This window comes from Thermogutta sp. (genome assembly GCF_039793925.1).
In the GTDB taxonomy this organism is placed as follows: domain Bacteria; phylum Planctomycetota; class Planctomycetia; order Pirellulales; family Thermoguttaceae; genus Thermogutta.
On sequence record NZ_JBAMME010000333.1, the window covers coordinates 1 to 18,652 of the forward strand.

General features: G+C 55.0%; 15 protein-coding genes. 9 read left to right on the forward strand and 6 right to left on the reverse strand.

The genetic code is table 11. From position 1 onward, the window contains the following. Positions 1-32 precede the first annotated feature (32 nt). Positions 33-755, reverse strand: coding sequence for a hypothetical protein (locus ABJK56_RS17880; protein ID WP_347246042.1), 723 nt, complete (start codon positions 753-755; stop codon positions 33-35). Positions 756-893: 138 nt separating this feature from the next. Further along, complete coding sequence (gene bcp, locus ABJK56_RS17885) at positions 894-1,373, reverse strand: thioredoxin-dependent thiol peroxidase (protein ID WP_347246043.1); 480 nt, start codon at positions 1,371-1,373, stop codon at positions 894-896. A 786-nt stretch (positions 1,374-2,159) separates the two neighbouring features. Here bcp and aroF point away from each other — a divergent pair. The 3 genes from aroF to ABJK56_RS17900 all read left to right on the forward strand — a co-directional run bounded on the left by aroF (position 2,160) and on the right by ABJK56_RS17900 (position 5,427). Continuing rightward, positions 2,160-3,200 carry a 3-deoxy-7-phosphoheptulonate synthase gene (aroF, locus tag ABJK56_RS17890; protein WP_347246044.1) on the forward strand — a complete coding sequence of 347 codons (1,041 nt, stop codon included), beginning with the start codon at positions 2,160-2,162 and terminating at the stop codon, positions 3,198-3,200. A gap of 213 nt (positions 3,201-3,413) precedes the next feature. Next, positions 3,414-4,907 (forward strand): aldehyde dehydrogenase family protein, encoded by a 1,494-nt coding sequence (locus ABJK56_RS17895; protein ID WP_347246045.1) that lies wholly within the window; start codon positions 3,414-3,416, stop codon positions 4,905-4,907. Between the two features lie 337 nt (positions 4,908-5,244). Next, entirely contained in the window at positions 5,245-5,427 is a 183-nt protein-coding gene (locus ABJK56_RS17900; protein WP_347246046.1) for a hypothetical protein, read from the forward strand. Positions 5,428-5,575: 148 nt separating this feature from the next. Here ABJK56_RS17900 and cobA read toward each other — a convergent pair whose 3' ends face one another. After that, the gene (cobA, locus tag ABJK56_RS17905; protein ID WP_347246047.1) at positions 5,576-7,132 is read right to left on the reverse strand and encodes a uroporphyrinogen-III C-methyltransferase; all 1,557 of its coding nucleotides are present in this window, start codon (positions 7,130-7,132) and stop codon (positions 5,576-5,578) included. A 157-nt stretch (positions 7,133-7,289) separates the two neighbouring features. Here cobA and ABJK56_RS17910 point away from each other — a divergent pair, with 157 nt between their 5' ends. The 4 genes from ABJK56_RS17910 (at position 7,290) to der (ending at position 12,871) form a co-directional block, all read left to right on the forward strand. After that, positions 7,290-8,762 carry a hypothetical protein gene (locus tag ABJK56_RS17910; protein WP_347246048.1) on the forward strand — a complete coding sequence of 491 codons (1,473 nt, stop codon included), beginning with the start codon at positions 7,290-7,292 and terminating at the stop codon, positions 8,760-8,762. A gap of 86 nt (positions 8,763-8,848) precedes the next feature. Continuing rightward, entirely contained in the window at positions 8,849-9,142 is a 294-nt protein-coding gene (rpsT, locus tag ABJK56_RS17915; protein WP_347246049.1) for a 30S ribosomal protein S20, read from the forward strand. A gap of 390 nt (positions 9,143-9,532) precedes the next feature. Next, positions 9,533-11,089, forward strand: a complete 1,557-nt coding sequence (gene trpE / locus ABJK56_RS17920) for an anthranilate synthase component I (RefSeq protein WP_347246050.1) — start codon at positions 9,533-9,535, stop codon at positions 11,087-11,089. A 369-nt stretch (positions 11,090-11,458) separates the two neighbouring features. After that, positions 11,459-12,871, forward strand: a complete 1,413-nt coding sequence (gene der, locus ABJK56_RS17925) for a ribosome biogenesis GTPase Der (protein ID WP_347246051.1) — start codon at positions 11,459-11,461, stop codon at positions 12,869-12,871. Between the two features lie 193 nt (positions 12,872-13,064). On the opposite strand, the gene ABJK56_RS17930 is transcribed toward der, so the two are convergent. The 3 genes from ABJK56_RS17930 to ABJK56_RS17940 form a co-directional block, all read right to left on the reverse strand. After that, on the reverse strand, positions 13,065-14,144 hold the full coding sequence (locus ABJK56_RS17930; protein ID WP_347246052.1) for an Mrp/NBP35 family ATP-binding protein: 1,080 nt from the start codon (positions 14,142-14,144) through the stop codon (positions 13,065-13,067). Positions 14,145-14,415: 271 nt separating this feature from the next. Next, positions 14,416-14,937: a hypothetical protein gene (locus ABJK56_RS17935; protein WP_347246053.1), complete on the reverse strand. Its 522-nt coding sequence runs from the start codon at positions 14,935-14,937 to the stop codon at positions 14,416-14,418. Positions 14,938-15,111: 174 nt separating this feature from the next. Then, the gene (locus tag ABJK56_RS17940) at positions 15,112-16,683 is read right to left on the reverse strand and encodes a hypothetical protein (protein ID WP_347246054.1); all 1,572 of its coding nucleotides are present in this window, start codon (positions 16,681-16,683) and stop codon (positions 15,112-15,114) included. 262 nt (positions 16,684-16,945) lie between these two features. Between ABJK56_RS17940 and ABJK56_RS17945 the strand changes: the two genes are divergently transcribed. Further along, a complete protein-coding gene (locus ABJK56_RS17945; protein ID WP_347246055.1) occupies positions 16,946-17,896 on the forward strand; it encodes a PIG-L family deacetylase in 951 nt (316 codons plus the stop codon). 326 nt (positions 17,897-18,222) lie between these two features. Next, a partial coding sequence (locus tag ABJK56_RS17950) for a hypothetical protein (RefSeq protein WP_347246056.1) occupies positions 18,223-18,652 on the forward strand: 430 nt, incomplete at its 3' end.

Below are 18,652 nucleotides of genomic sequence, written 5' to 3' on the forward strand. Positions count from 1 at the left end.
TAGCTCACGCGTGAGATCGCGTGGAGTGGGCCTCATGGGTGGAGGGACTGAATCATCTTGCGGAAGGCCTCCGCGTTTGTTGTCACCGTTTTTCGGGGCCCATAGAACTTGATGAAGTAGTTAAGACCGTCCTGCGATTCAATAACAGCCCCCAGCATTCGGTAGTTTTCGCGTGGGACTGCATTGCCCATCATGGGGCCAGAACTCTCCATGTAGGTTCCCGTTATATCCACGAGATGGACGCGTGTCCCCGCGATTTCCAACGTTTCTTGTTTCACCTGGTCCGACGCTGGCTGACCCTCGGGATGTTCGAATTGGTTGATCCATCGCTGGATGTTTGCCTCTACGGATCCTCCGGCTGCCATGAAAGTGACGCGTCCGTCCCGCGGATCGCCTTCTACTGCCGGTACGGAGAACTCGTACTCGATCATCGAGATCGCCGGTGTCCGCCGCTGCCATCCTTGCGGAACTGTAAGCCGGTACTTTCCCCCCAGGACGATTTCCCCGCTATCAGCTTCAGGATGTTCGGCTGGGGTATTGGAACTTTCAGTACTGGGCATCATTTGCTGGTTTTCGTTAGATGTCGGCTGCTGGGGGCTGCTCGAATCCGTGGGGCGAACTACCACAGTCTTTTCTGGACGAATAACAACCTCTTCCTGGGGAGCCTGTTGACATCCCAGGACCGCCAGGACACACACACTGAGGGGTGCGATGTTGACCCACACCGCTTTCATCGAGTCTTTGAACTGAAACATACCGCGACACCTCTCGTTGGTTTTCAATTCCCCCAAAGACTCCCCATCTCAATTGAGACTCTCCAGTTACGGCAAGTTGGGTCGCTTTGGACGATATCATTTTAGGCCGTGAAACAGCGATGGAGCTCAACGGGGTCGTCACTTCCCCACTAACTCCTGGAGGGCTTTGAGCACCTGCTCGTCATGCCCGTCCACTTTGACGTTTTTCCACACTTTTCGGATGACTCCCTGGGCGTCGATGAGGAACGTGGATCGCTGGATCCCCAAGGATTTTTTGCCGAAGCGTACTTTTTCTCGCCAGGCACCGAACATTTCGGCCACCTTGTGGTCGACGTCCGAAAGAAGCGGGAAGTTTAGGTTGTACTTCTGACGGAATTTTTTGTGGCTCTCTAGGTCATCCGCGCTTACTCCCAGCACGACCGCTCCGAGTTTTTCCATTTCCGCTTTGAGGTCCCGAAATGCACAGGCCTCGCGGGTACATCCCGGTGTATCGTCTTTGGGATAAAAGTAGAGCACCACTGGGCGACCGCGAAGAGTCTTCAGATGAATCGTTTCGCCTGTGTCGGAAGGCAGTTTAAAGTCAGGGGCCTCCACTCCCTCTTCAAGCCAATCCGCCATTGATCGTCCTCCGACTCACTTCGAGAATTCTTACTGCTTGGTAACCGGCCCATGCAATTTGGGGTTGCATAACCTCGGCGATGGTATGAGCGCTGACAAATCCATGAGGTTATTGCCACAGATGAATCTTTCAGCTCGCGCTTTTTGCCAAATGCTCGTCTCGCCGGACCAATAATCCTGTCCGAGTTTGTGTGCCAGCTTGAGGAATTATAGAGGCCAAGGCAAAGGTTCCTCGTAGAATCGCGGGTTCCGCTAACACGAGCGTCAGGGATGATTCAGGCCAGCTTGCCTCGGGGAGCACAGGAAAAGATGAGAAGGACGGAAGGCTGCCTGGATTGCTCGAATCACCAACCACCGACCACCGAGTTTGTTAGGGGAGTGATCGACTCTCACGTCGGGTTCACGATGGTCGCTCGAGGACGGCGGCAGGTGCTTCTAATAAAGGCGGGGTCATCGATCCCCGAGGGGGGACCCTATCACAGCGGCTCTGCCCCTTTTTTTTCCTCCACTTGCAAAGGAGCAAATGCGATCATATGATAATGGAGGATTGGAAACCATAATCCCTTGGAGTGTACCATGAATCGAATTTGGGCCTACTACCGGTTTTACTTTAGCCCGCCTGGTTGCGGGGCCGGTGGAGGTCCATAAACGGTTTGAATCATAACCGAAAGCAACCCCAGCCCTGGCAACCAAAGAAGGTTACCAGGGCTTTTTATTTGGAGTTGGGAGTTCGGATAGTTGGTGCCACACCCACCAAGGTAATCAAGTGTGAAAGGAGAGTGCCCCATGATTGTTGTCATGCAGAAAGGAGCAACAGAACACGAGATCAACTATGTCGTGGAGCGCGTGCAATCTCTCGGACTGCGCCCCCACGTTATTCACGGGACGGAACGCACCGTCATAGCGGCGATAGGTGACAAACGGGACGAGCACCGTGCGTCGCTGGAAAGCTGTCCCGGCGTTGCCGAGGTAATCCCGATTCTCGCGCCCTACAAGGTAGCCAGTTTGGAGGTCAAACCCGAACGTACCGTGGTGCGGGTTGGTCCGTTCATAGCTGGGAATTCCCACATTGGCGTGATTGCCGGGCCCTGCTCTGTCGAAACTGAAGAGCAGACTTTGTCCACAGCCCGAGCAGTCAAAGCTGCGGGCGCGACCGCGCTTCGGGGTGGTGCGTTCAAACCACGGACGAGTCCTTACAGTTTTCAGGGCCTTAAAGAAGACGGTCTTAAGATACTTGCCGCCGCCCGGGAAGAGACCGGTCTGCCCGTGGTAACCGAAGTGATCACACCTGCCGATGTTCCCGTGGTGGCCAAATACGCGGACATCCTGCAAATTGGGGCACGCAACATGCAGAATTACCGGCTTCTGGAAGAGGCCGGGCATGCAGGCAAGCCGGTCCTTCTGAAGCGGGGTCCGGCAGCCACCGCCGAGGAACTTTTGCTGGCAGCGGAATATATTCTGAACACGGGCAATCACAACGTGATCCTCTGCGAACGAGGCATCCGCACGTTCGAGTCGCACACGCGCTACACGCTTTCATTGGCCACAGTAGTTTGGCTTCACCAGAGGACGCACCTTCCCGTCATTGTGGATCCCAGTCACGGCACAGGACACAGTGCCCTGGTGCCGCAGATGGCCGCTGCCGCGGTCGCCGCAGGTGCGGATGGGCTCATCATTGAAGTGCATCCGCGGCCCGAAACGGCTCTCAGCGACGGTTTTCAGTCTCTTACCTTCGAGCAGTTCGAAACCACAATGGAACTCTGCCGAAAAGTTGCGGATGCTTTGGGCAGAGTCCTGGGGGCTGCCATACCTGTCGCGTGTCAATGAGAAAGGGACACGTGGACCGCAGGCCAAGTCAATGTCGTGCTGCGGAGGGACTTCACGGCTTGGCAAGTTAGTTTCTCCTTGACCTAGGATGGTCGGCTCGTTTTGTGGAGTCAACTTTGCTATATTGTGGACGAGCCGTGGATTTCCGGTTTCCGTGGCATACTCTCTTCTGCGGAGCGTATTTGGTGAAATTTCGTGACGGAGGACCTGCTTATGGCCATCGCGGAATTCGATCTTTTGCCAGAGGTTCGAGAGTTTCTCCAAAAGAAGCGTTTTGGAGGCGTGATTGGTGGGAAGGAGGTCTTTTCCCAAAAGGGAGAGACCTTCGTGACCCGGGATCCAGGGACGGGCGAGGTGTTGGCCGAGGTCGATAACATGCAGCCAGAAGAGGTGGACCAGGCCGTCAATGCTGCATGGAAGGCGTTTCGTGAGAGCGGTTGGCCTACAATGACTGCTCACGAGCGGGGTGCTCTGCTTCATCGCTGGGTGGAAGCGGTGGAGAAGAGGAAGCGGGTGCTTGCACAAATCGAAGCCCTCGATTGCGGAAAGATTTACCGCCAGGCTGAGGCAGACGTGCAGAACTTTATTGACACGATGCGTTACTTCATCGAAATGTCGCTCCACATCGAGCGTCGTGCTACGCTGGCGGTGCCCCGTTACGAGGCATATTCATATCGCGCACCATGGGGTCCCTGCGGGTTTATTTTTCCATGGAATTTCCCGATTCTGCTCGTGGGCTGGGGAATCGCGCCAGCGCTTGCTGCGGGGAACACGGTTGTCATCAAACCAGCGGAGGACACACCGCTGTCCACGCTGTTTGTGGCTCATCTGGCGAGGGAAGCCGGCATTCCCGACGGCGTTATCAATGTCATTCCTGGTATTGGCGAAATCACCGGGGCGGCCCTTGCTCGGCACCCCGGATTGCGGCGAATGTCCTTCACAGGATCGCCGGAAGTGGGCCGACTCGTTGCGGAAGCCTGTGGCCGAAACCTGGTCCCGGTGAAACTGGAATTGGGCGGCAAAGGAGCTGCCGTGGTCTTCGACGATGTGGACCTTCCGGATACTGTGGAGAAACTGGTACGGGCTGTCACATTCCATTGCGGGCAGGTCTGTTGTACGGCCACGCGGTGGATCATCCAGAAGTCCATCTACGACAAGTTTGTCGAACAGGCTGTAGAGCGTCTTCGGTCCCTGAAGATCGGTCATGAATTGGAACCTCGAGTCGATATTGGACCAGTAGTTAATGAAAAGCAGAAGAAGCGAATTCTTTCTTACATCGAGCGTGGGCGGCAGGAGGGGGCGGAGGTAATTCTTGAGGGGGGTGAAGCGGAGGTACCGGGTAAGAGGGGTTTCTACGTCAAACCGGCTCTACTGGCCGGATCACTGAAAAATGTTGCGGCGCAAGAGGAGATCTTTGGCCCCGTAGCTTACCTGACTCCCTTCGACGACGAGCAGGATGCTATTGCCAAAGCGAACGATACGGATTACGGTCTGGCCAACAGTGTGTGGACGACGGATTTGGAGAGGGCTCGTCGTGTAGCGGAAGCCATGGAGGCCGCCAATAGCTGGATTAACGCCCACAACCTCTTCCCCCACGGGGTGCCGTACGCTGGGATCAAAAAGAGCGGGCTAGGGGGTGGCGTGCTCTCCGAACAGACATTCTTTGACTACCTGCGCAGCACTTCTGTTGTTCGACCGCTGGCGTGAGCAGAGGTTGCCAGTATGGTTCGCGCTTGTGAATAGAGGGGCTCTGATTAAACTGGAGAATGTATCCGTGTCGCCCAAATGGGGTAAAGCGCGGGCCGACTGTGGTTCAGCCGCTTCCGCCGGAAGCTATGCTCGTGTGGTAGATTTTCCTTGACGCCGCTATAATAGGCCGCTTTCTGGCTCGTGTAAGGGACTCGGCAAGGTGAGAAAATGGTCTTCTTGCTGTAAGGCGATGCTCTTTTGTTGTGGACAAGTGTTTCGAGGCAGCGAATTTGCCCAGTTTGGGTGGACTGAGGTGAAGCACCTTACGGGACGAGCACCTTGAGGATAGACATCGATGGGTAAAGGCCTCTGCATCTTCGGAATGGTCGGAAGTGCGCTGTTAATCCTCCTGTTTGGTCTCGACCTGGCTCTTGGAATCCCTTTTGGACGCGTGAGTGTCATCATGGATGTAGGGTTTATTGCTGCTGCGGTGCTGCTGGGAGTCGCCGGTTTTCTCACTCTTCGCGAAATCCCTTGAATCGAGTGCCAGCTTTTGTCTTAAGTGCCATTTTTTCTCGTCTGTTCTCATTTGAATGTTCTGATTCTGTCACTCGTCTTTTTGGTGAACAGAAGCCACCGGGATGCGGACGTCAGAAGCCCGGCTTCGTCAGAAATAGCACATCCTTTCAATGCTGGTCCGCACGCTCTCGCTGAACTGCCTCAACGATTGCGTCCACCACCCCGGGAATCGTGTACGTCTGCGCCTCGGCGGCAGGTTCAAAACCGTGCTCGCGGAGGACAGCCGACGTGATTGGGCTAATGCTGGCGATGCGGACGATTGGCAAATAACTGCCGAAAAGGCGGACGACCGCCGTGGCGATAGAAGGACTCGTGGCAGTGATCCAATGAATTCGTCCGTCTCTGAAAAGACGTTCGACTTCCGGGGAGATAGTCTTTACGTCGCGGCTTTCGTAGGCCGCAACCTGATTGACATCCCAACCGCCCTGTCTCAGTTCGTCCAGCAGGACCGGCCTGCCCCGGCTTGCTCGAACAAGCAGGATTCTTCCCCGGGTCGGGAGACGGTTCAGTTCCTCGGCGAGCTTTTCCGCACAGAACTGAGCGGGAATGAGGTCCGCACGCAGGCCGAATTGTCTCAGGGCCGCTGCTGTTCCGGGTCCGATAACCGCAATTTGCAGTCCTCTTAGCCGACGAGCGTCTCCCCCGAGATGGAACAGCCTTTCCATGAAGAAACGCACGCCGTTTCCACTCGTGAAAACGAGCCACTCGTAGGACTCTAAAGAGGAAATTGCTTCGTCGAGTGGGCGCCAGTCGGAGATCGGGAGGATTTCAATCACAGGATGGACGACAACATGTGCGCCAAGAGATTCCAGTAGGTTCCGCAATTCGGCGGCCTGTTCCTCGGCCCGGGTGACCAGGACGCACTGGCCGAACAGTGGCTGACGCACGTACCACGCCTCAGTGGGAGCTTCCCTCGCTGTTTCGCCCACGACGATAACAGCAGGTGGTTTGATCTGGGCGTGGGCAATTAGCTGGGGAAGCTCGCCGAGAGTCATTTTGAAGGTTTGCTGATCTGGCCACCCGCACCGGCGCACTAAAACTACCGGGGTAGCAGCGGATTTGCCGTGAGCGATGAGTTGTCGCGTCCATTCTGATGCGGAGCGGACGCCCATGTAATAAATAAGCGTGCCCGGAAACCGTGCCAGAACTTCGTAGTCGAGGTGGCTTTCACCCTTGTAGCTGTGTTCATTTCCCGCAACAAAGGCCACGGCGGACGCCTGATCCGCGTGCGTGAGCGGGATTTCAGCAAGCGAGGCGGCCCCCAGGGCTGCCGTGATCCCCGGAATGATGACGGTTGGGATGCCTTGCTGCCGCAGGAAGGAGGCTTCCTCAGCGAAGCGGCCAAAAATGAGCGGATCACCCCCTTTCAATCGCACCACTGTCTGACCCTGGTGTGCCGCTGTGAAAATTAATTGGTTGATTTCGTCCTGAGAAAGCACTCGTCCCTGACTGTGGTGACCCAGCGGAATCCGTCGCGCCTTTTTGGGAGCGTACTCGAGAAGCGCGGGATCGACCAGATAGTCGTAGATGACGACATCGGCCTTTTGAAGGCACTGGATGCCCCACAGGGTGATGAGTCGAGGATCACCTGGCCCGGCACCCACGAGATACACGGTGCCTAGTCTGACCTTTGACGACTCCTTTTGCTTGCTCTGATCAGTCATCGCATCAAGGCCCCCGAGTTGGCCACGGTTTGGTCTGTTGAGTTTGGAGTTGTTGTGGCTAAAATGGTATTAGGCGAAATATGGAAAAAAGTGGTGTTGAGGCGGAGTCAAACCGCCGGGGGAGTCAGAAACGTTCCTGTTCCTCGTCGAGGCCAAAATGGCATCTGAAACTTCTGCACAGGCTGTCGGTAATGTGCCGCCGGAACCGAGCCCGGCCAAGCGAAAGCGACTCAAAGAGTGCTTTGAGTACGGGAATCGCATAGCGGCCCAGGAGAATTTCGACTACGCTGCCGACGTTTACACCGAGTGCGTAGTGGGGGAACCGGGCAACGCTTTATACGTTCAGGCCTTCTTAAGCAATCTTAAAAAGAAGTTCAATAATAACAAGCGCGGCAAGGCCTTGGGGTTCTTCAAACTGGCTCCTCTGAAGGCCGCCTTGAAGAAGGCCGTTCACGGTAAAGACTGGGTGAATGTGTTCCGAATTGGGGCCGAGGCGCTCAAGATCAACCCATGGGACACGGGTGTGCTGACGGCACTGTCCCAGGCGTGCGAGCAGTGCGGGTACCATGAGGCGCAACTTGTTTATCTCAGGCAGGCACTCGATGCCAACCCGAAAGATGTGGAAATGTGCCGGCGCTGCGCCCGGACTTTGGCAGAGCTCAAGCTTTATGACCAGGCCATCGCCATGTGGCACAAGGTGGAGCAGCTCAGGCCAAACGATCCGGAGGCTCCAAAGGCTATTGCCGACCTGACGGTTCGCAAGACGATCGAAATCGGTAAATACGACGAGACTGGAGAATCTCGGCGGCGGATAGAGGCAATCGGCGGTGAGGTCCGGACGGCGGACGCCTTAAGTCGTCGAGATCGGCTGGAAATGGAGATCAAGCGGCAACCCACGAATTTGCCGCTTTATTATGAGTTGGCTGAAATTTATGTCCGGGATGGTGAGTATGGTCGGGCCGAACAGTTGATGGCCAAAGCATACGAAATCACCAAAGACGTCGCCGCGAAAGAAAAACTTGAGGACCTGCAGCTTCGTCGGCTTCGTCAGGCTTTGGCAGAAGCGGAAAAAGAATACCGCAGTAATCCCTCGGATCAAACGAAACAGAAGATGGTGGCCGCCCAGAAGGCCCTCTGGACAAAAGAGCTGGAAGTGTACAAAGACCGCGTGGAGCGGTTCCCGAACAATCTGGCGTTCCGCTTCGAGCTGGGTGTTCGTTACCAGCTTAATGAGATGTATGAAGAGGCGATCAAGCAGTATCAGGTCGCCCAAACAGACCCGCGGCGGAAGGGTGTGTGCCTTCTCAACCTGGGGCAGTGTTTCGAGAAAATCGGTCAGCATCGTTTGGCCATGAAGCATTTTGAAGATGCTGTCCAGGAGATCTCCGACCGGGATGCCGAGAATAAGAAGCGGGCTCTGTACTCTGCCGCAGTTCTGGCGTATCGCCTGAAGGACTACCGGAGGGCCGAACAGCACGCGAGTGCCTTGGCGGCTATGGATTATTCCTACCGGAACGTTGGAGAGTTGCTAGACAAGATTGCCAAGCGTTTGGAAGCTCAGCGGGGAGGTGCCACGGCCGAGGAAGAGGCGGTGGAGGTCGAACTGCCCCCTGGACAAGACGAAGAATAGGCCCGATAATCACGTTTTTGGCAAACTAGGTTGGACGTCGATCGGATTGTAAGTCCTTAGAATGGCTTTTGGGTGCTCTGAAGGATATGCCCAACACAAAAAGCGCAAAAAAACGTCTGCGGCAGAATATCAAGCGGCGACTCCACAATCGATCCATCAAGCGCGCTACCCGGACCCAGTGTCGAAAAGTGCGGGAAGCGGTGGCTGCGGGTGACTTAGCCCGTGCAGAAGAGGAATTGCGAAAAGCGTACAAACTTTTGGACCGGGCAGGTGTCAAACGCATCATTCACCCCAATGCCGCCGCGAGGACCAAGGCACGCCTCGCCGCTAAGGTCAATAGCCTCAAAGCCTCTCTGCCGGCATCGGCTTTGTCCCAGTAGTTTCGGGTTGAGACGGTCTCCCTCTTCCGGGCGAAAAACCACCGGTGCCAATCGTCTGTGCGCTCAGTTGTCATCCTTTGTTCGGGAAAAATTTTTCCTGAATTTTTCGAGTGGGCGCCTCAATTCCTCCTCGTGAGCCTGCTTGCGCTATTGGGTGTCCATTACCCTTAAAGGCTTCCTGGTGAAGCCGACTGTTTGAATCCCTGGTCGGTTTTCAGTGTTTCCGGGGAGGCGCGCGTTGACGCTCGATTGCGGCAATCTGTGGCACGAGCCTGTCTCGGGAAGTGCCGCTTTAAACCCCGTCTGCTGGGGCTGAAGCGAACAGCAATCGACGTCATAATAGAAGAAGCTGGCCGGTCCTTGCCCAGAGACTGAAAAACGAGTTAACAAATGTCTACGCCCAAATACTATCCGGAATTCGCGAGATTTGCCGAGCTGGCCGAGGGGGTTGACCTCGTCCCCGTGTATCGCCGCCTTGTGAGTGACTCCCTCACGCCCGTGTCGGCCTTTCACAAGCTGGATGCCGGTCGGTGCGCATGTCTGGCGGAAAGCGTGACTGGGGGAGAAAAAGTCGGCCGCTACAGCTTCCTCGCCACGCATCCCTTCTTGGAGGTGGAAGCCTGGGATCGGCGTGTCATTGTTAATTCCTACACGGGTGTTTCTGCATCGGGAGCACCGCTCCTGGAAACGAGGCAGTACATCTGCCAGAACCCCATCGAGGAGCTCCGCAAACGAGTAGAAAGCCTGCGGGTGAGGACATTGCCCGAACTTCCCCCATTTTGTGGGGGTGCCGTAGGATACGTGGGTTATGACGTTGTCCGATATTACGAGCGACTACCGAATGTCCCGCCGGACGACCGTCACATCCCGGACCTGTCCTTCGGTTTCTACGACAGAATGGTGATTTTCGACAACGTCACCAAAGCCCTCATCGTCGTGGCGCTGGCCCACGTTCGACGTCCTGGGTGGAGCCTTTCCGACGCCTACGACGATGCGTGCCGGAGGATTGACGAAGTTATTGAACGTTTGCAAAACACGCCTGCAGATCTTGAGCCGTTCGACATTCCGCTCGAAGGGGAACCCACGGTCAAGTATCAATCCAATTTCACCCAGGAACAATTCGAAGAGGCGGTTCGCAAATGTATTCGTTACATTGAGGCGGGCGATATTTTTCAGGTGGTGATCAGCCAGCGGCTAGAAGTTGATCTTCAGGCTCACCCGTTCGAGGTGTATCGAGCGCTACGGGTGATCAATCCCAGCCCATTCATGTTCTATGTGCGAAGCCCAAGCGTGACGCTGGTCGGAAGTTCGCCAGAAATTCTGGTGCGTGTGGTTGGCCGACAGGTGACGACTCGGCCATTGGCGGGTACTCGACCGCGGGGCAGATCGGAGGAAGAAGATCGGCGACTGGCGGAGGAATTGTTGGCCGACCCCAAAGAGCGTGCGGAACACGTTATGCTCGTGGATTTGGGAAGGAATGACCTGGGACGGGTTTGCCGATTTGGGTCGATCAAATTGACGGACGTCATGACCATCGAGCGGTACAGCCACGTGATGCATATTACGTCCAATGTTACTGGAGAGCTGGCACCCGGACGGTCGGCCTTTGACGCCCTTCAGGCGTGCCTGCCAGCCGGAACGGTATCGGGGGCTCCAAAAGTCCGGGCAATGGAAATCATTGACGAGATTGAACCCCACAAACGGGGGCCATATGCTGGCGCTGTGGGGTACTTTGACTTCAGTGGAAATATGGACACCTGCATCACCCTTCGGACCATCGTGGTGCAGGGTGACAAGGCCTACATTCAGGCCGGGGCGGGTATCGTAGCCGACAGTGATCCTCGCCGCGAATGGCATGAAACCCTCAACAAGGCCCGAGGGCTACTCAAAGCTATCGAAATTGCTCAGACCAAATCCGCCCCGCGGGAATTTGTTGGGCGCCGCTAGAATCCGCCTGACAGGACGTGCTTTATCCGACTGGGTACGTGGTTCACCAACTACCGCTTGGCTAGACCGACCGCGTATCGGTCTTCGCCGCAAGGTTCTCTGCTCTGCTGGTCTCCCAATTCCCCGTCAATTTTGGTGCCGTGGTGGCACTCTAACCGCTTATATTGGCACCGCAAAGTGCGTATCACTCCGTCTGGCCCCACATTTTTGACCAACTCCCTTACAATTGATGAATGGCGGGAAATGGCACAAACCTTCCGTTCGTGGATAACATGGGCTTTTTCGGCGTCGGTGATCGCAAGAAGCACTTAGCACCCCAAAAAGTCGGTAAACTTATTGCTTTAAAGACGTTTGGAGCTACGAAACATCATGTCTGTTCCCAAAGTGGTCATTGTAGGTCGGCCGAATGTGGGCAAATCGAGCCTCCTCAACTGGTTGGTGGGGCGCCGGGTGGCCGTTGTTGACGCGCGGGCAGGAGTAACACGGGACCGGGTCACGGCTCTGGCGCGAATTGATGATCGTTGGCTGGAGTTCGTCGACACGGGGGGTATCGGAATTGTGGATGCGGCAGAGCTGGAAGAGCATGTCGCTCGACAGATCGATATCGCACTTCATGAGGCTACCGTCATTTTGTTCGTGGTGGATACCCGGGCAGGTCTGACGCCCTGGGACGAGGAGATCTCCCGGCGCCTTAGGACGCTGGAGCGTCCCACGATTTGCGTCGCCAACAAGGCCGATGCCCCGAAGTGGGACACCGCAGCCCAGGAGTTTGCCAAGCTGGGTTGGCCGTTGGTCACTGTGAGTGCCGAACAGCATCGTGGCAAAGAGGAGTTGCTTGAGGAAATTTTCCGCCTGCTCCCCTCCTCGACTCCGGAGGACGTGCCGGAACCCGTCATGAAACTGGCGGTGGTGGGTCGAAGAAACGTCGGGAAAAGCACCTTTATCAACACTCTCGCCCAAGAGGAGCGGATGATTGTTAGCGAAATTCCAGGCACCACCCGGGACAGTGTCGACGTGCGCTTCGAGCTGGACGGCCAGGTCTTTGTGGCGATTGATACGCCCGGGCTTATGCGGCGTAAAAGCATTCATGAAAACGTTGATTTTTATGGAGTTTGTCGGGCTCAAGAGAGTATCCGACGGGCTGACGTCGTGCTCCTGTTTTTCGACGCCACCCAGGATATTGCCCGGGTGGACAAGCAGCTCGCCAAATACATCGCTGAACAGACGAAGCCGTGCGTTTTCGTGGTCAATAAGTGGGATCTACTCGCCAACAAAGTGCCAACGGAGTCCTGGGTGAATTTACTCCGCAGTACGTTTGGCAATATGTCCTATGTGCCGATCGCGTTCATTACGGCGAAGACAGGAAAGAACGTAAAACGGCTCATCAACCTCGCCCAATCACTCCACAAGCAGGCCCTAATAAGGGTGGGTACCGGGCAACTTAATCGTGCCCTTCAGGCCATTCTTAAGCGGCATCCACCACCGTTGTCCGGGACGAAGAGACCGAAAATATATTTTGCCACTCAAGTGGGAGTCCAGCCGCCCACTATCGTTATGTTTTGTAACGAGCCGGAGGCATTCTCCAACGCTTACCGCCGCTACCTTGTCAATGCCCTCCAGGAAGAACTCCCCTATCCCGAGGTGCCCGTACGGATCTTTCTCCGCAAGCGGGAGAGTAAACCGGGCAAAGTGGCGGTTCCCGCTCTGGACGAGCGCGACGACATTCCCGTCGATGAAGAAGATGGGGAAAGCGACTGGGACGACATTGATGGCTATGAATGATGAGTTTTCGACTGCGACGGCACGGTGTTTTCCATAAACTAGCAACGCCAGAAGCGATCGCTATCAATCGCGCATGTGCCATCCGAATACGGTAGGATCTTTTCTGCCTGGCCAGCCGCATGAACAAGCTGAAGCCGGTAGAAAGGCTCCCTGGTTCATTTTGCATGCTGAATGCGAAACCAGCAGAGAAACATCACAGCACGGAAAGCGAAGGAAGGGGCGGCGACGCTCGGCGCTTTTCCACGATTTGGCGAACAAGGCTCTTGCACAGCGTATTCAGGCATGGCTGAAGCACCGGGTCGTTGAAGCACTCAACAAGTTTTCCTTCGTCCCCGCGAACGCGGATGGCCATATTGAGTGGGATTTCGCCGAGGAACGGCACCTTGAGCTCTTCAGCTTTCTTTCTGGCTCCACCAGAGCTGAAAATATCGTGCCGGGTTCCGCAGTTTGGGCACACAAAGTAGCTCATGTTTTCCACGATGCCTAAGAGCTCAATATTCACTTTGCGGAACATCGCAATGGCTTTGACCGCATCCAAAAGTGCCAGCTCCTGCGGAGTGCACACCACCACCGCTCCGGAAACAGGGAGGAGCTGGGAAAGGCTCAGCGCCACATCACCGGTACCCGGCGGCATGTCAACGATGAGGTAGTCGAGATCTCCCCAGTCGGTGTCTCGCAGAAACTGTTGTACGGCCTGATGGAGCATCGGACCACGCCAAATCACGGCCTCTTCCCGTGGCACAATGAAGCCCATCGACATCACCCGCATCCCTTCGACCACAATCGGGACGATTTTCCCTTCGTAGAGCGTTGGTCTCTCCTCGGTTCCCAGGAGGTGTGGAATGCTCGGACCGTAAACATCCGCGTCCATGAGGCCCACTTTGCAGCCAGCCCGGCTGAGACCCAAAGCGAGGACTGCGGCCACGGTGCTCTTTCCCACCCCGCCCTTGCCGGACCCCACGGCTACCACGTATTTGGCCTTGAGGCCGATTTGCCCAAGTTTTTCTGCTGCCCGCGGAAACTCGGAAATCTTCACGTCCACTTCTAGAGATGAGTCCAGGTTTTTGCGGACTAAATCCTGGACTTCCTGAGCAAGTTCATCCCATAAGGGGGCACAAAAGCTCGTTAGTCCGAGATGAATGGTGACCCTACCGGGTCCGATCTTGATATCCTGCACTTGGTCCAGGCTGACAACACTGCGGCCAAGTTCAGGATCCAGAAATTGGTCCAAAGCCTTGAGAATATTTTCACGCGTCACAACATCGTTACTCATGGATAGAACCACTCCTTTTTCGTCCTAGGCTTGGCGTTTTCAGCTCTCAGAGTCGACTTTTCGTTACTGGTCAACACCACGCAGGCAGTTGAAAATGAAGCTTCTGACCGCCGCCACTACCTTTTTTGTGACCCGGTTAAAAATGCGAGTGAAGCGGATTCTTTGATACTTGGCAAAGGCAATGTGCTGATGTTTCTTCTATTCTACCGCCACTAGCAAGCACTTGGCGGTGCAATGCATGGGATTCAGGCCGAGTCCGAAGAAAGATGTTCTAGCCGGACACAAGTCCTGTTCCACTCCACCGCGGCCATGGCAGCCGATCCCAGACTTCCTGCAGCCATTGGTCGGGCGGTTCGTCCAGGCGGCGCAAGTGCCAGGCCAACCACCTCGCAAGAATCTCCGTCTCCCAAGTGGACTGAACAACACACCGTACACCCAGCTCCCAAAGCGCGGGTTTGAGATCGATGCCTGAGTTGTTGATCACGCAAAATGTGGCCAGTGGGTGCCGCTGTGTCCAATCCGGGAGTCTCTGGAGGCAAGCCTGGTAATGGAGGCTTTTGGTGGAGAGCACAGCAAAGCTTGCTGGTCGGTCCTGAAGGATGGCCTCGATCCTGTCTGGTATGGATGCGACGAGAATTCGCGGCAAAGGTTGCCACACCTGTCCTACTTGTTGCAGAGATTCCCATGCGTTGCACAGCGCAAGTTGCCAAATACGGCCGGGATGCTGGAAAATCACAGCGGGTGGCAGGCTGGGTGTCTTGGAAGTTGGAGGAGGCGAACCGAACGAACTCATTTAAAAATTGTCACTACCTATAAAAGTTTAATTTTTGGAAATACTAAGTCTCAAATATCCGCGCACGTCGAGCGTGACATGCAGCTTGGTTATTACACATGTTTTTGAATTGCTGGGCGAACCTGGGTAACTCAAATGACCCAATCGCTTTCACTTAGCCTTCATCCTGCTGCTTTATCGCGAAAGCGTCAAATTCCATTTTTGGAGCCAGCGCTGGAATGCCTGGAATTTCGGTGCCTGCGCAGGTGATTCGTCGGCATATTCCAGCAACCCCCAGCTTCCCCACTGATTAAATACTCCCACAGAGGAAAAATGGCAACACAAGTCCCCGCCGAGCTGTTCCCAAGCCTGAAAATATCTGTCGTAGATAAGTCCCATTCGGGGGTGGCGATTGGCCTGTTTCAGCAATTCCACGAGCTTTTGATTACGGTTGGCATCACCAATGGCCACAAGGTGCTGCCCAGCCTCATAGGCCACCAGACGAACCCCAAATCGATCCGCTACCTCTTTTTGTCGCCTTATCCAATCGATGGCCCGCGGAAGGCTTTCGTTCTCAACGTAGTCCAACAGTTTTTCCACCGACCACTGGGCAACTTCGTGCGCTGTCGGGCCGCTTCCAGACGTTTGGACATTCATGCTGATATACGGCGCGATAGCCAGCGCGTCAGCGTTTCGATAGGCATCCTGGAATGACAGAATCTGTTCAGACACATACGGGTTGGCGGCCTGACTTGGAAGCACCCGAACGAGCCGCTCCGTACCCCCGAACACCTGCTCCCAAATGCGAAAGATTTGCACCGATCGCCATGCCGTGTATCGCCATGCGGCTTCCCAAGGCTTTTCCGCAAACCCCAGGCGCATCCCCTGCTCTCCTGCCCAGCGGCTCTGCTCGAACATCCCGTTCCATACTTCGTTGGAATACTCAATATAAATTTTCAATTCCGGCTGCAATTTTTCTTTGACGAGCTGTGCGAATTTACGAACGTACTCGTCGTCGGCAAGATGGGGCATACAGAACCAAGCATCAGCTTTTTGGCGATTGCAGAGGTCGATCATAAGCTCCAGCGGGACACCTTTCGTGGAAAATGTGGCATCCTGCAGCATTGGCCGATCTTCCCATCGCGCAATGCGGGAGCCATTGGTTTCCATCCAGTCCATGAATCGAAAGCATTTCACCCCGGCCCATCGTTTCAGGAAGTCAGGATGGAAAGGTTCTTTCTCATACACTTTTTCGAAGCCTGGCATAATCACCCGGATGTTTCGAATGTAGTCGGAAGGATCAGTTTGAGTGATCCGCAGAAAAATCGGTCCTTTCGTGGAATTGACCTCGAGGACCATTCGACCCGGGTGTTCCTCCAAAACTCGCGCAGCGTTGCCGACTTCAATCTTTCCTTTCCCGTCGTAGAAAACAGTGTAGTTTCCGGAGGGATAATGCCCGCCGTCAATTGTGCATAGGAGTGTTTCCGCCCAGCAGTCGGGTTCCAGTCTCCGCACCCAGCCGTGATCATCGAGATCGAGACGCGGGCCCTGGCCCCAGGGCTTTCCTTTTTGCTGGCTGATCCAGGGGCGGGAAAATTTAAAGACATCAACAAACGGCAGTTCGGTATTCCAATCGGCCGGTCCGGCAAGGTTAATCCCCATTTTCGGTGAGACCTGCGGCCTGCGAATTTCGCCCTGGCAGACCATTCCTGTGCTGGTAAGAAGGATCGCGACGACAGAACGGGTGAGGAAGCATTTCTTTCCCATGTGCTGCAGCTCCAATTGGTTACTCCTGACAGACCACCTCAAATGGTCGTGCGATTATTGAAGGTTCGCGTTTTTCTTTCCATGTTCCGGTCCGCGACTGCTCACTGTCAATACGTAGCGAGAGAAATGGCTCTCACTTGATTTCTGTCACGGGATAGCCAATAATATGGGCCAACTTGAATTCTTTTGGGGGGTGAAGCAGCCGACGCTCCTTCGCCTGGCGATCTTGAGTGCATGAGCATGGGGATATGGGAGCCGTCACATGAACCGCAACCGACAATCGCTGGTGCAGTGTTCCAGGATGCTCCCAATTCTGGGGTTCGTGTGCGCGGTCGTGCTGGGTGCTGGATGGCTCAAGGAGCGACCGCTTCTGGCCGCGGAAAACCGACCTTTGCGGATCATCGTGTTTGGGGCCCATCCAGACGACTGTGAAATTCGTGCCGGTGGTGTGGCAGCACTTTGGGCAAGGGCCGGGCATCAGGTCAAATTTGTTTCAATGACAAATGGTGATATTGGGCACTGGGCGATGGCGGGTGGTCCTCTGGCCCAGCGACGAGCGGCAGAAGTCCAGGAAGCTGCCAGAATCCTTGGAATCACGACGGAAGTGCTGGATATCCACGACGGGGAACTTTTGCCGACCTTGGAAAACCGAAAAACGATGACGCGCCTGATCCGCCAATGGGAGGCGGATATTGTCATCGGACACCGGCCGAATGATTATCATCCCGATCACCGTTACACTGGCGTCCTGATGCAAGACTCTGCTTACATGGTTGCGGTTCCATTTTTCTGTCCCGATGTGCCCCCCCTGAAAAGAAATCCTGTGTTTTTGTACTCGTACGATAATTTCCAGAGACCAAATCCTTTTCGGCCTGACATAGTAGTGGCCATTGATGACGTCATTGAGCAAAAACTTGATGCCCTGCTTGTCATTGAATCTCAGTTCATTGAAGGCGGGGCTCTTGGATCGCCGGAGACCACGCCGCAGACAGAAGCCGATCGGCAAAAGAAGCGGGAAGAGGTGCGCGAGGCATTTCGCCGAAGATTTGCCCAAATTGCCGATAAGTGTCGCGATCGGTTGATCGAACTATACGGGCCGGAGAAAGGAAAAGCGGTTAAATATGCGGAAGCCTTCGAAGTGTGCGAGTATGGCCGACAACCGACAGAACAGGAAATCCGCGAGCTGTTTCCGTTTATTCCATCTCAACCCTGACTTGCGCAAAAACAGGGCTGCTGGCCAACGAGCGTTACCAAGTAATCTCGTTCAGTGATCGATGGGGCGGAGGCCCTGAGAGGCCTGTAACTGGTCTCGAGTGGGGCTCACCAGTACTTATACTTATCTTAAGTCCAGGTCGTTCTGGCAACCGGGCCATGCCCGCGCGCATGACAAGCACGGCAAGCCGGTTTCAGTAAACGCACCAATGTAGCATTCTCCTACGAATGACCGTTGGCTTCCCTACGGTTTTTGCATCCGTTTAACAAGGCAAGTTTCCATCGGTGAATAAGTGTTGCTTGAATTAGTTGAGGAGGTCAGTGCTGATGGGACGTGGAACTGTTCGGAGAACTTACAGCCTGTATTTGCTACTGGTATTTTTTGGAGCGGCATTTGCGTGCCAGTACGCTTCGGGTGGGATTATCTATAACGGTGGCTTTGAGAGTGACTTTTCTGTCATACCTAATTGGAGCGTGAGCCTAGCGGATAACGGCACACTTCAACGGGTAACGAGTTGGCAGAGCCTGGCCGATTCGACGAAAACTGTTTCTCCGAAAGAAGGGATGTACTTTCTGTTGATTAAGAGTGATGAATCTCCACCGACCGACACGATCTTATGGCAACACGTGACTCTTTCTGTAGGAGATGTGATATCGGGTTGGATCGCGATCGACGCAAATTTGTCAGTTTATCAATACGCCTACAGTGACTATGCACAGGTTCGCATTCTTCAAAACACGAATGAACTTTTTTCAA